This window comes from Geotalea uraniireducens, from assembly GCF_027943965.1.
Taxonomy (GTDB): Bacteria; Desulfobacterota; Desulfuromonadia; order Geobacterales; family Geobacteraceae; genus Geobacter; species Geobacter uraniireducens.
The window spans coordinates 243,270-255,744 of the sequence record NZ_AP027151.1; the positions used below are offsets into that span (position 1 = coordinate 243,270).

Below are 12,475 nucleotides of genomic sequence, written 5' to 3' on the forward strand. Positions count from 1 at the left end.
CTGCGGGCGGTGGATGATGAGCGGTGCCGGGAAACAGCGGCAAGTAGGAGAGGATGAAAAATGCCGGTGCTGCAGCCTTGCCTGCGATGAGCTTTACCGGGCATTCAAGGCGGCAGGCTTCTATCCGGCCGGGCATCCACGACGGTTCGCCAGTTTGCAGGCTGCCCATGCTGCATTGCTGGTGTGCGTTCGCGATCAGGAGTTGGTCCTCGTTACTTCCCGGGCCGGTTTCGCCTCTTCGGATGGTGGCGCAGCCATCACGCCAGGCCCTCTCTCCCGTGCCATTGCCCATGAATTTTTCATTCGGCGCATCCGTCGCCTGACTTTCCTTCCTGATGTCTCCTTGGCCGATTTTTCATCACTTCTGGAGTTGCTGACAATGGATCCGCAGGAGATCCAGTCCGGCGGTGGTGTGGAAGTCCTGATGGGGCAGCGGCGGATTGCCACTATCTGGGCTAATGAACTGGACTTGTCGGTCATCCTGCAGAAACGCAAAGAGCTCGAAGCCGCTGCAAGCGGTTCGGAACTTTCGGTCGCAACCGCGGTGTCACAAGTCAGTGAATCCGGCGGGCTGACCGCGGCAATGCCGGTAGTCCACGAGCAAGCGCCGCCGGAACTTGCAGATATTATTGCGAGGATGGAGCAGGAAGACGATAACGAAAAATACCGCCAGCTCGCCCGTTCCCTTGTCGATTGTTGTGAAGTTTTGCGCTCGGCCGGCGACTATGAATCTCTTTTCCCGGCGCTCTCATTTCTCGTCCGCCAGGGGAATGATGAAGGAATTTCCGTCGGCCGGCGTGGATACGCCTTACTTGCTCTCGATCAGGTGGCTGACGAACAGGTGATCGAGTACCTTGTACAGGGTCTGGTAGAAAAAAATACCGAAGTTAAAGAGCAGCTCCATCCGATTTTTCGGCAATTGGGTGCAAAAACTGTCCCCTTGCTCGTCGCACGGCTTGCTGTTGCCGAAAGCAAAGTTGCCAGGAAAAATTTGTCCGCTGCCCTGGTGGCAGTGGGTGAGGAGGCCGTTGCTTCGTTGGCCGGGCAATTGACGGACGAGCGTTGGTATGTGGTGCGAAATGTGGCTGCGATCCTCGGCGAAATAGGCGATGTCACTTGTGTCGGCCAACTGGCACAATGTCTTGCCCATGAAGATGAACGGGTTTGCAAGGAAGCGCTGCGGAGCCTCGGCAGAATCGGCGGGCATGAGGCGGAGGCGGAAATTTTGCGGGTTCTGGGTGCCGGCGAGCCGGGTCTGAAGAGGCAGGCGGCGATCAGTCTCGGACTGATGCGTAGCGAGGCGTCCATCGCTACTCTGTGTGCGGTTGTCGGCCGGCGGGATATTTTTCTACGCTCATTCCAACTGAAAATGGATGCAATACAGGCGCTTGGCAGGATTGGCAGTGTTCGGGCGCTCCCTTGCCTGGTCGGCATCCTGCAGCAGCGGCACTGGCTTGCCAGCCGGCGCTGGCGCGAACTCAAGGTCGCGGTTGCTGTGGTCCTTGGACAACTGGGGGATGCAACCACCCTGTTTCCTTTGCTGGCGCTTGCGGCCAGGGGGGGACGACTTGGCCAGGCGTGCGCCGACGCCGCGGAATCTGTCCGGATGCGATTGGATAATCGTCGTGAATAATCTCGCTCTGACACAGGCACAGCGGATAGTGCTGCTGGTTTCCGGGACGGTCAAAGGGGTGAACCTTTATCCGGCAGACCATCCGGCGATTCTGGCGCCGCTCAACGAGCTTGGTGGGTTACTGGAGTCCGTGCTGGCCGGTAATCCTGACCTCCATCTGGGAATCATTGACGGCGTACTGTTCGTCGAACAGCACCTCTTTTTTACCCCGAGCGCGGCTGTCGAAGAGTTGACGAATATTCTCCTCGGCAAGGGCGTTGATGTGCTGTTATTCAAGCGGGGGGTGAGTGCCGACGAGCTGAAGAGATTTATCGAGATCGTTGCTCAACGGCAGTTGCGGGGAGGCCAGCTTGCCGAGGCGATTGCCGCGGCATCGATAGATCACATAGCGGTTGAGCTTACCGACCGGCCTTCGGACGAGGATGGGGCTGCCGATGACGGGGACTCCGTCCAGGCTACCTATCGCCAGGCGGTCAATGTCGTCAGCCACCTGTTCAAGGATGTCGAGAGCGGCCGAATTCCCCAACTGGATAACTTGGCCGAAGTCGTCGATCGCATTGCCTCACTCGCCATCAAGGATCCACTAACCCTGGTCGGCTTGGCGATGATCAAGGATTACGACAACTACACCTTTTATCACAGTGTCAATGTCGGAGTTCTTTCGATGGCGCTTGCAGTTGTTGCCGGATTGGGCGGGGAAGACCTCCGCTCCGTTGGCATGGCCGGTTTTCTCCATGACGTGGGGAAAACGCGGATCGAAAAGGCAATTCTCAACAAGCCCGGGCGGCTTTCATCGGACGAATTTGAGCGGATGAAGATGCATGCGGAGGATGGTGCCCGAATCATCGGCGAAATGATGGGGAGCAACCATCGGGTAGCTCAGGCGGTGTTGGGGCACCATATCCGTTTCAATCGGACCGGCTATCCTGCCTGGGCCAGAGACCTCCCCTTCGATCTTTTTTGTGAGATTGTGGCCGTAGCAGACTGTTACGATGCGATTACCACTCTGCGGGTGTACAAATCGCCACTCAATCCCAAAGCTGCGCTCGAAAAGCTTCGGGAACTCTCGGGCACGCATTTGAATGGCGATTTGGTGGAGAAGTTCGCGACCATGATGGGCAAATATCCTGTCGGTACCCTGGTCCGGCTTGATTCCAATGAAATCGCCGTTGTTTGCCGGCCCGATCAGCTCGCCGGCGAGCAGCCGGCGGTCAAGATTGTCATGGACGCAGCGGGGCGGCTGCTTGATAAGCCGATCTCCCGGAACTTGGCGACGGAAAACAGCGCCGTCGGCCGGACGATCGTGGCGGTGGTCGATCCCTTGACCAAGTCGATAGACGTTTCTCGGTATCTGGATTGAGCCCGGATTGCCGTGACTATCGTTTGAAGGGGAGGTGTGACAGGGCGAAGGCCGCTGCTTCACGGGTTGCCGGATGTGGCGAGGCAAGGAGGGAGAGGAATTTGTCCTCAAGTTCGGCGCTACCGATGACGCCGAGCGCTTTGGCGGCTTCAGCATCAAGAAAGCCATCGCCTGCGTCGAGGAAGCCGGTGAGGAGGGCGGCCGCCTCCGGGGCTCCGCAGTTGCCGAGAGCGGCGATTGCCTTGACCTGAATGGCAGTGTTTGGTTCCTGGAGGTGCTTTTTGAGGGCGGGGAGGGTGCGGGGATCGGCAAGCATCCCCAGCGCTTCGATGGCTGCCGACCGGATATCGTCTTCAGGGCGCGTGGCGCAATAGAAAAGTGGCGGGAGCACCTCGTCGCCGCCGATTCTTCCCAGCGCATAGATTGCCTTGATCTTTGCCCCCATATCCCCCTTTTTCAGCATCTCCGTGACCTTGGCAAAGCTGCCGAGTTCCTCAAGCCGTTCAAGGGAATGGGCGGCTGCCTGGCGCACTTCTTCGACGGGGTCCTTCAGGAGCGGAATAAGCTGTTCCCGGCGTTTTCTGGTTGCGTTCTCGTCCATGGCTATGGCATTAAGTAGCAGAAATTTTCAACGGCAACAACTTCTAATTATATGCTGGGCTGTCGTGACATGCAATTGAGGCGGCCGGCCGGTGCAAAGAAGGGGATCAATGAAAATCAATGTCAAGGCTGCCTTGTTGTCCGCCTTTGTCCTGCCCGGCCTGGGGCAGATCGTCAGCGGTCGGCGCGTCAAGGGAGCGGTGATCATCGTCTTGGCCAACGTGTTTCTCCTGGCGGCGTTTGTCGTGCTGCTGCGCGGCATGGGGCCGGTGCTGCTGGAAGCGAGGTTGACCGGGCAGGTTGATGCCGTTGGCATTGCCAATAAGCTTGAAGCGGGAGCGCCGGCGGCCAGAGGGCTTTTGGCCGTCTTTGCCGGGCTCTGGTTTTATGCTGTGATCGACGCGTTGCTCGGCCGTGGCGATACCGGCCATGACGATCGGCATGATGGTCCGACTGCCGGATAATTGGATTGACAAAAACAGTTTTAGTGTGAGATAAGTTAATCTTAGCGATCAGTTAGAGCCCCCGCCAGGGGGCTTACGTGTATTTTGGCCGGGATGGAGAGTGAGAGATGTTTTATTCTAAGGTGGTGGCGACCGGTGGTTACGTTCCCGAGAAAATAGTTCCCAATGAGTTTTTCGGTTACCTCGTTGAGGATGCCGATTCCTGGATAACATCCCGCACCGGTATCAGGGAGCGCCGCTTCGCCGCTGAGAGCGAGGCCACTTCCGACCTGGCGACCAGGGCTGCCCTGAAGGCCCTGGAGATGGCGCAATTCAGTGCCGACGAATTGGACTGCATCATTGTCGGTACCTCGACCCCAGATATGATCCTCCCCTCCACTGCCTGCATGGTTCAGAAGAATATCGGCGCACGCAATGCCTTCGCCTTCGACCTCAATGCCGTCTGCAGTGGTTTCGTTTACGCCATGGAAACGGCGGACAACTTCATCCGTTCCGGTAAATACGCCCGGGTCATGGTTATCGGGGCTGATACCTACTCGAAGATCCTTGACTTCCAGGACAAGTCCACGAGTCCGTTGTTCGGCGACGGGGCAGGGGCGGTCATCCTGGCCAGAACCGAGGAAAAAACGGGTATTCTCCAGTCGATCGTCATGAGTGATGGCAACGGGTGGGAACTGATCCAGGTTCCGTCGTCCGGTTCCCGCAAGCCGATTACCGCCGAAACGATCGCCCAGCACGAGAATACGTTCAAAATGGCCGGTAAGAGTGTCTTCGTCTTTGCGACCGATGTCATTCCCAAAATCATCAACGACGTTGCGGGCAAGGCGGGAATAACTCCCGGCGAAATCGATCACATCATCCCTCATCAGGCTAACGTCCGGATCATCGATTTCATCTCCAAGAAAACCGGCATTGAGAAGGAGCGGTTTCTGCTTAATTTGGACCGGTACGGAAACACTGCCGCTGCTTCCGTCGGCTTGGCGTTGGATGAGAACTTGCGCAATGGGACAATTCGCCCCGGCCACCTGGTTCTGATAATGGGCTTTGGCGGAGGCCTTTCCTGGGGGGGGCTGCTTATTCGCTTCTAAAGCCGGCCAACCCCTCTCCCGCTGTAATAACCGTCAGTCCGGCCCGCGTGGCGATCTCCTGCAGCAACGCGTCAGGGACGACCTTCTGCCAGCCCTGATGGAACCGGTTGGCGGCCAGAAAAATCCCCCGTGGGGCGAGTCGCCTCGTCAACCCCTCGATAGCGCGTTCCAGATCTTTCCGTACATTGATGAATGGTCCTCCCAATATTCCGTTACAAACAATGACATCATACCTCGCACCTCCCCAATCAGCAGGTTGCAGCAGGTCCTCGCTCCGGAAGCGGATTCGGTCCACCGCGCCTCGTTGGTGAAGATCGGCGTTATGGCGTCGAAAACGACCTTGTCTCATTTCGTCGTGGGGGAAGAAAGCGTGGGTCGCGGCGAATAGTTCGACGGGCTCGTGGGTTGTGCCGTGGATCATGAATGCCGTTGGCGGATATCCTGCTTTCAGCAACAGGCGCGCAAGGTCGTAAGTCCCTTCGCCGCTGCCGCAGGCGGCGTCAAGGCAGCGGATCGGCCGATTTACGAACTCAGGTGTTGTCAGCCATTCTTTCAGAAAGGCCGCTTGTCGGGGATACCGGTTGAAAGCATTGCCAAAATGAGGCGGCAAGTACAGCGCGAAGATGAAGCGATGGCGCTGCTGATCGTCGACTGCCAGGCGATTGAGCAGCCGGGCAGGGTTGGGGTCTTGAAACGGCGGGGGCAAGCGTCTGAGCAGGTCCAGCCAGCTGCGGGCCATTGACAACGGCGGGGCGAGCCCCCCCGACTGCTGGCAGAGGGCGAGGTCGAGCAGCCGGGTAACAGCGCTGGCAATTTCCGCGAAAGGGAGGTAAGTTTCGGTAATGATTTCCATTTCGGCGGTGACTGCCAGATCGGCTGTCCACCAAGGAGTGGGGCAGGTCGTGAGAAAGACGGCGAAGCGTTCGCCTAGACGCTCGATCCGCCGTGCAAGTTCGCTGTCGAGCAGCGAGCCTCTCGTTGCGAGGTATGGCAGGGATGCGGCAATCGCCTCGCTGTCCCAAGCGGGAATATGGTCGGATGGTTCGATCATGCGGGGCCTGTGAGATCTCCATTGTGCCAGAATGGCACACGAAACGCTCGGGGCTTGGTGTGCAGCAAGGGGGTCACTGCCGGGCCTGCCGGGCTGCTGCCGGTGTTCTGGCGACCACAGTCTCTGGTTTGATCGGGCAAATGTCAATCAGGAAGACGAAAGGTACAGATGCTGACCGATAGACTCTCCATGCTGGCGTGTGTGATTCGTTATTCGCTGGTCCCAGCCTCCCGCCGCGCCCCCCCCGTGCCTCTTTCGCAGCTGCCGTTACCACTGCCACCTGGTGAATTTATGGTTGTTTCGCGCACCCTGGTCGCCCGCTGGCTTGCCTCGCCCGGTCAATTCGGTGATTGCGCGACAGGGATGATTGCCACTTTGTTTCCCGACTGTCCGGCAATTGGTGGGCCCTTCCTATTGTTTCGTCTCAAGCGGCTGGGATTTTCCGGCGCACGGGTGAAGGTGGTCAAAGAAGGTCTTTTGGTCTGTGCGAGTCGTTGATTTGCGGCAGAAGCCTCTGCGTGAGGGAACTCAGTTCTTTCAGCCGCTCAGCCGGCTGATTTCCGCACCGATTTGTCCCAGTGGCAGGATGATGTCGGCGACTCTTCCCTCAATGCACGCCCGGGGCATGCCGTAGATGGTGGAGGTTGCCTCATCCTGAACGATTGTCCCCCCCCCTTTTTCTTTCAGGTGCTTCATCCCTTTGAAGCCATCGCTGCCCATTCCTGTCAGGATCACGCCGAGCATGGCGCCGTTGCAGGCGTCGGCAAGGGAGGTCAACATGTGGTCGACAGACGGGATGTAGATGTACTGCGGAAACTCCGCAGGAGGATAAGTGCGGATCGCCAGGCTGTTCCCCTGGCGGATCAGAGCGGTATGCCGCCCTCCCGGGGCGACGAGGGCGACTCCTGGCTGCAGGATGTCGCCATCGGTTGCTTCTTTGACCTGGATTGAACATTTGCTGTTGAGCCGTTCGGCGTAGGGACCCGTAAATGCTTTCGGCATATGGATCGCCACCACGATCGGATGGGAGAAGGTGGCGGGAATCCGGCCGAGGACCTCCTGAAGGGCGACCGGCCCACCAGTGGATGCGCCGATCCCCACGACATGATACTTGCTGCCGGCAAGTCTGGCTGGTGCCGGCCGGGATGGCGGAGGAAGCTTTACTGCGGCGGTATGGGGGGGCGCCATTGGTACGCGGCGGAAAAACGAACTCCCGGCCCCCTTGACCTTCCGCAGCAACTCTTCTTTAAAGATCTTTTGCGCATCAATGCTATCGGTGACATTCTTGGGGATGTAATCGATTGCTCCGGCGTCCAGGGCATCGAAAGTTGCTCTGGCGCCTTCGCACGTCAGGGTGGAAACCATGAGGACCCGCGTGGGGCATTTGGCCATGATCTGCTTGAGGGCGGAAATCCCGTCGAGCCGGGGCATCTCGATGTCCATCGTAATGACATCAGGCTTGAGAGCCAGCGCCTTCTCCACTCCCTCCAAACCATCGACCGCAATACCGACCACCTCGATGGCTGGATCCTTTTCGAGGACGCTCCTGATTACCATTCTCATGAACGACGAGTCATCAACAACCAGGACCCGCAAGCGGCTTGATACGTTAGAAAGCATGGTGGCCTTTCACTTGTCTTTAAAGATGTTGCCGACCAACTGCTGGATTTCCTCGATCTGGTCATCCAACTCATAGCAGAAGCGTTCGATGTCCAGGCTCCCCAGCTTAGAATCAGAGCCGTGCAGCATCCCCCAGGCCGGCTCGTCGGCGAGAGAGAAGCTTACCCACTCCTTGCCGCCGTAATCAAGATTCCGTACCGTGCAGAAAAGGTCGGCCAGATTGACGATGGCTGTCAGCCGCGGGGCATTTTTGGCTTCCTGTGGTGCATGGTGATGGGCGATGACTTCTTTGTAGTCATCGGGGAAATGCCAGGCATCGGCAAGGCAAAGACCGATTTCGCAGTGAGTAGTGCCGAGGAATTCCTCTTCTGCTCGAACAAGTTGATAGGGCTTATCTTTGATTGAGTCGACTATCTTCTGGAAATCCTCCTGTAGGTAATAACTGAGAAAGACTTCGCCGATATCGTGGATTACGCCGCCGATGTATGCTTTTTCCGTGTCGTGATAGCCCACCTTTTCCGCAATCAGTCGCGCGACGATCCCGACGCCGAACGAATGCTCCCAGAAAGGCTGGATACCCAAAACCCCATCTTTGCCTTCAAAGCTTTGAATGAATGAGCAGGTCAGGATAAATTCCCGGATATGCCGAAGCCCGAGATAGACAAGTGCTCCTTTCAACGAGGTGATCTCGTTAGCTGGCCGGTAGAGGGGAGAATTGACCATTTTCAGCACCCGGGCAGCCATTACCTGGTCGGTGAAGATCAGCTCGACGACTTGGTCTATATCGACGTCTGGCTGATCAAGAAGGGCAAGGACCTGAGTCGCAACGGCCGGAATCGTGGGCAGGTCTGTCATTCCCTTGATAAGCGCAGCGGCTTTTTCCATTTTGCGGGATATTTCCACGTGTTCCTTACCACCTTTCATTTCTTGTAGGCAAAGCCCCCCGGGAAGTGGACCGTTTTGAACTTATCGTTCACCCCGTGGAGAGATTCGGACTGGCCAACGAAAAAATAGCCGTAAGGCTGAAGGTTGTTGTAATAGTGCTGAACGACCTTGGTCTTGGACGCCAGGTCAAAATAGATGAGTACGTTGGCGCAGAAGATAAAGTCGAAGCTCTTCATGAAAACCATTTTCGAGTCATCGTAAAGGTTGAGATGGGAGAAGGTAACCAGTTTCTTTACCTCAGGTGAGAGGATGAATCGTCCGCCCGGCTCTTCGCGGAAATATTTTTTCCGATAAAACTCCGGCGTGTTCCTGACGGAATAGGAGTTGTAAATCCCCTCCCGTGCTTGGGTGATGACTTCCTCATTGATGTCGGTGCCAGCAATTTCGATGATCCAGTCTTTGAGGATGGTCGGCCGTTTCTCAAGTAACATCATTGCCATGGTGTAGGCTTCTTCACCTGATGACGAGCCGGCGCTCCATATCTTCAATTTTCTGAAGCCGATCTTCCCCTTGACAGCGACGATTTCAGGGAGGAAGACATTTTCCAGCGCTTTGAGCTGGGGAGGATTGCGGAAAAAACATGTTTCATTGGTGGTGATTTCGACCAGCAGCTTGTTCAGTTCTTCAGAACGCAATCCTCCATTTTTGACGAGCGACAGGTAGGCCGTATGGCTTTTGGCGTTGGTCGCTTCCATTCGGCGGGCAATACGGCTTTCGAGGAAATACTTTTTGCTGGTATGAAAGTAGATACCACAATGATTGTAAATGAAGTCCCTGAGGACTTCGAAGTCCTTGTCGGAAAGCTTAACCGTCATTCCTTCAGTCATGGAAAAAATGGTCTCCTGTCAGTTCAACTAGGCAGCAACGCGCCCGCCGGCGCCGTCGCTGTTTTCCATAAGGCCGGCCGGATCGATAATCAGCGTGACTCGCCCGTCGCCCAGGATTGTCGAGCCGGCAATGCCGGGGAGGTTCGCCAGATACTTGCCAAGGGATTTTATGGCAACTTCCTGCTGCCCAAGTAACCGCGAAACGATCAGCCCGACTCTTTTTTCAGCGATCCCAACCACTACCACATAACACGCAGTACGGCTCCGCTCGCTTGGTTCTATGTTGAAAACTCGTTGCAGTCGCATGAGCGGAAGGACGGAATCCCGGAGTTTAAGGACTTCCTGGCCGCCGATGGTGTGAAATTCGCTCTCCTCAACGCGCAGGGTCTCAAGAACGGCAGCCAGGGGGATCGAATAAGTCTCGTCTTCAACTTCGACAAGAAGCGATTGGATGATTGCCAGGGTCAAAGGCAGTTTAAGGATAAATTCCGAACCCTGTCCCATCTCCGAACGGATATCAATGATCCCGTTGAGTTTCTTGATGTTGGTCTTGACCACATCCATGCCGACGCCACGGCCTGAGAGGTCGGTAGCGTTTTCTTTGGTTGAGAATCCGGGAAGGAAGATCAAGTCAAGGATTTCCCGCTGGCCCATGGCCGCCAGTTGCTCGTCGGTCACCAGCCCTTTTTCCCGCGCTTTCCGGGCAACTTTTTCGGTATCGATACCTCGGCCGTTGTCTTTGATGCTGATAACGATCTGGTTCCCTTCGTGGGCTGCAGAAAGGATGAGTGTCCCCTTGCGCGGCTTGCTGGCCGCCACTCGTTCCTCAGGGGTTTCCAGCCCATGATCCATTGCGTTTCGAATCAGGTGGATGAGCGGATCACCAATCTCGTCGACGACCGAGCGGTCAAGTTCGGTTTCTTCGCCAAGGACGATCAGATCCACTTCCTTGCCGAGATCGCGAGCGAGGTTGCGAACTATCCGGGGGAATTTCTTGAATACTTTCTCTACGGGAATCATGCGCATCTTCAGAACCTGCATCTGCAGTTCCGAGGTGACAAAGCTGATGCGTTTGGAAAGCTTGCTAAACTCTTCTCCGAAAGCGACCTCGTTGCTGCCGCCATGGAAATCGGTGTTGAGCTGCATCATTCGGTTGCGCTCAAGCACCAATTCACCAACTTGATTCATCAGGTCGTCGAGGCGCTTGACGTCGACACGTACGGTCGAATTATCCGACAGCTCATCGACCTTTTTGTCGGCTTCTTTGAGTGCCGGGGTATTGGTGGCTCGCGGTTGCGGCGCTGCCTTCTTTGCCGGCGCGGTCTCCTGCGGGGCGGGCTGAGGCTCGGGCGAAGGCGCTTCTTGTACCGGAGCAGCAGGCTGTTCCGGTGTGGCGGAGAGTTGTTGTGAAGAGGGAGGAGGTGCGTCGGCAGCAACAGCGGGCTTGAGCACGGTCGCTTCCTTGGCGTTTTCGGAAAGGAGGGGCACCAGTTTGTCGATTGTGCCATCGACTTCCCGCTCGATGATCTCCCCCGCCTTGATGTCGCTTACCAGTAGCTTGACCAGATCAATCGCTTCCAGTACGACGTCCATGATTTCGGGAGTAACGACCAGCTCGCCACGTCGTAACCGATTCAGGACGTCTTCGGTTTTATGGGTCACTTTGACGAGCAGCTCGAAGCCGAGAAAGCTCGAGGCTCCCTTCACCGTATGGATCGAACGGAAGATACTATTGAGCAGATCGGCGTCTGAAGGAGATTTTTCCAAAGCCACCAAGTCATCGTCAAGTTTTTCCAGGAGCTCTGCCGTTTCGGTCAGAAAGCCATCTAGAAGTTCTTGGTCATCGCATTCTATTGCCATAGGCAACTCCTCGTGAAACTAAATAAGCAATCTATTCACAACACCTGCAGCGGGATTAGAGCATTGCGCTGGCGAACAGACGGCGTTCATCCTGCGTGATCAGTTTTTCAAGATCAAGGAAGAACAGCAGCCGCTCCGTCTGGTTGATGACTCCGGAGAGACATTCCTGCTCCACGGCACTATTCACCACGGCGGGCGGCGGTTGGATTTCGCTTTCGGAAATGCGGATGACCTCGGATACGGCATCAACAACAAAGCCCATTAACTCGCCATCCATGTCCATAACCATTATTCTGGTCTGACTGCTGATATCACCTTCTGGCAGGCCGAAACGCTTGCGCATCGAAATGATGGGGATCACCTTGCCGCGCAAGTTGATGACCCCCTCGATATAGTGAGGGGTGTTCGGAACCCGGGTGATGGCGGGCATACGAATGATTTCGCGAACTTTAAGAACATTGACACCATATTCTTCTTCCTCAAGCTTAAAGCTGACCAGTTGGATCAGCTCACTTCTTGTTTCCTCAACCTTTGGTTGCAACGCCGTTTCCATATATTCCTCCTTGGAGTGTCTGGTTCGCAGGGGGTACGTTCAGTAATTACCGGTATTGGCAGAACCTGCCGGTCTCATCTGCTCTCTTTTGATCCGCCGTTACATCGGCCGATGGTAATGCGTTATCGCCATTTGAAAATAGAGGCAGACCGTGGTTATACTCATCGGCGCAACCGGGTAAAATTTTAATAAAAAGTTTGCCGCATCGTTGCTCATCATGTTCCGTGCCAATGCATTCGAGAATGTGTCGGCATCGTGAGGCAATTGGTGGACGAATCAGTGACACCCCAGAACTGGGGCGATGCGATAATAACTGCATATTTGACAGCATCTGGCCGCAGGCTGCTCTCATGCTGGAACTACTGCTGCTTGAAGGCGTGATAAAAATGTGCTGAGCTGGGTGCTAGGAAAAAATTTCGGCCTTGTCGTCATTTTGTTGACTTTTGTCATTATTATGACTAAGATCGCATGGTG

Annotated in this window: 12 protein-coding genes; 5 read left to right on the forward strand and 7 right to left on the reverse strand. The window is 56.0% G+C overall.

The annotated features are described in order from the left end of the window. Window positions 1-13: 13 nt before the first annotated feature. Complete coding sequence (locus QMN23_RS01125) at window positions 14-1,633, forward strand: HEAT repeat domain-containing protein (protein ID WP_282001270.1); 1,620 nt, start codon at window positions 14-16, stop codon at window positions 1,631-1,633. Then, the gene (locus QMN23_RS01130) at window positions 1,626-2,993 is read left to right on the forward strand and encodes an HD-GYP domain-containing protein (protein ID WP_282001271.1); all 1,368 of its coding nucleotides are present in this window, start codon (window positions 1,626-1,628) and stop codon (window positions 2,991-2,993) included. Before QMN23_RS01125 ends, QMN23_RS01130 begins: the two co-directional genes overlap by 8 nt. Window positions 2,994-3,009: 16 nt before the next feature. Here the strand turns inward: QMN23_RS01130 and QMN23_RS01135 are convergent, their stop codons facing one another. Further along, window positions 3,010-3,594, reverse strand: a complete 585-nt coding sequence (locus QMN23_RS01135; RefSeq protein ID WP_282001273.1) for a HEAT repeat domain-containing protein — start codon at window positions 3,592-3,594, stop codon at window positions 3,010-3,012. Window positions 3,595-3,703: 109 nt separating this feature from the next. On the opposite strand from QMN23_RS01135, the gene QMN23_RS01140 reads away from it, so the two are divergent. Then, a complete protein-coding gene (locus QMN23_RS01140) occupies window positions 3,704-4,057 on the forward strand; it encodes a hypothetical protein (protein ID WP_282001274.1) in 354 nt (117 codons plus the stop codon). Window positions 4,058-4,164: 107 nt separating this feature from the next. Continuing rightward, the gene (locus tag QMN23_RS01145; RefSeq protein WP_282001275.1) at window positions 4,165-5,145 is read left to right on the forward strand and encodes a beta-ketoacyl-ACP synthase III; all 981 of its coding nucleotides are present in this window, start codon (window positions 4,165-4,167) and stop codon (window positions 5,143-5,145) included. Here QMN23_RS01145 and QMN23_RS01150 read toward each other — a convergent pair. Next, the gene (locus QMN23_RS01150) at window positions 5,132-6,196 is read right to left on the reverse strand and encodes a CheR family methyltransferase (RefSeq protein ID WP_282001276.1); all 1,065 of its coding nucleotides are present in this window, start codon (window positions 6,194-6,196) and stop codon (window positions 5,132-5,134) included. The genes QMN23_RS01145 and QMN23_RS01150 overlap by 14 nt on opposite strands. Before the next feature lie 291 nt (window positions 6,197-6,487). On the opposite strand from QMN23_RS01150, the gene QMN23_RS01155 reads away from it, so the two are divergent. Beyond that, window positions 6,488-6,694: a hypothetical protein gene (locus QMN23_RS01155; RefSeq protein WP_282001277.1), complete on the forward strand. Its 207-nt coding sequence runs from the start codon at window positions 6,488-6,490 to the stop codon at window positions 6,692-6,694. Window positions 6,695-6,733: 39 nt separating this feature from the next. Here the strand turns inward: QMN23_RS01155 and QMN23_RS01160 are convergent, their stop codons facing one another. The 5 genes from QMN23_RS01160 to QMN23_RS01180 are packed head-to-tail and all read right to left on the reverse strand — an operon-like array spanning window position 6,734 to window position 12,001. Next, window positions 6,734-7,816 carry a protein-glutamate methylesterase/protein-glutamine glutaminase gene (locus tag QMN23_RS01160; RefSeq protein WP_282001278.1) on the reverse strand — a complete coding sequence of 361 codons (1,083 nt, stop codon included), beginning with the start codon at window positions 7,814-7,816 and terminating at the stop codon, window positions 6,734-6,736. 9 nt (window positions 7,817-7,825) lie between these two features. Next, entirely contained in the window at window positions 7,826-8,719 is an 894-nt protein-coding gene (locus tag QMN23_RS01165; RefSeq protein ID WP_282001279.1) for an HDOD domain-containing protein, read from the reverse strand. 17 nt (window positions 8,720-8,736) lie between these two features. Then, window positions 8,737-9,588 carry a CheR family methyltransferase gene (locus QMN23_RS01170; protein ID WP_282001281.1) on the reverse strand — a complete coding sequence of 284 codons (852 nt, stop codon included), beginning with the start codon at window positions 9,586-9,588 and terminating at the stop codon, window positions 8,737-8,739. Between the two features lie 27 nt (window positions 9,589-9,615). Next, the gene (locus QMN23_RS01175) at window positions 9,616-11,448 is read right to left on the reverse strand and encodes a chemotaxis protein CheA (RefSeq protein WP_282001282.1); all 1,833 of its coding nucleotides are present in this window, start codon (window positions 11,446-11,448) and stop codon (window positions 9,616-9,618) included. A 55-nt stretch (window positions 11,449-11,503) separates the two neighbouring features. Next, window positions 11,504-12,001: a chemotaxis protein CheW gene (locus QMN23_RS01180; protein WP_282001283.1), complete on the reverse strand. Its 498-nt coding sequence runs from the start codon at window positions 11,999-12,001 to the stop codon at window positions 11,504-11,506. Window positions 12,002-12,475: the final 474 nt, after the last annotated feature.

Coding starts and splice junctions, on each gene's coding strand:
- QMN23_RS01125 (WP_282001270.1), top strand. CDS start 14: ATGATGAGCGGTGCCGGGAAACAGCGGCAAGTAGGAGAGGATGAAAAA.
- QMN23_RS01135 (WP_282001273.1), bottom strand. CDS start 3,594: ATGGACGAGAACGCAACCAGAAAACGCCGGGAACAGCTTATTCCGCTC.
- QMN23_RS01140 (WP_282001274.1), top strand. CDS start 3,704: ATGAAAATCAATGTCAAGGCTGCCTTGTTGTCCGCCTTTGTCCTGCCC.
- QMN23_RS01145 (WP_282001275.1), top strand. CDS start 4,165: ATGTTTTATTCTAAGGTGGTGGCGACCGGTGGTTACGTTCCCGAGAAA.
- QMN23_RS01150 (WP_282001276.1), bottom strand. CDS start 6,196: ATGATCGAACCATCCGACCATATTCCCGCTTGGGACAGCGAGGCGATT.
- QMN23_RS01155 (WP_282001277.1), top strand. CDS start 6,488: ATGGTTGTTTCGCGCACCCTGGTCGCCCGCTGGCTTGCCTCGCCCGGT.
- QMN23_RS01160 (WP_282001278.1), bottom strand. CDS start 7,816: ATGCTTTCTAACGTATCAAGCCGCTTGCGGGTCCTGGTTGTTGATGAC.
- QMN23_RS01170 (WP_282001281.1), bottom strand. CDS start 9,588: ATGACTGAAGGAATGACGGTTAAGCTTTCCGACAAGGACTTCGAAGTC.
- QMN23_RS01175 (WP_282001282.1), bottom strand. CDS start 11,448: ATGGCAATAGAATGCGATGACCAAGAACTTCTAGATGGCTTTCTGACC.
- QMN23_RS01180 (WP_282001283.1), bottom strand. CDS start 12,001: ATGGAAACGGCGTTGCAACCAAAGGTTGAGGAAACAAGAAGTGAGCTG.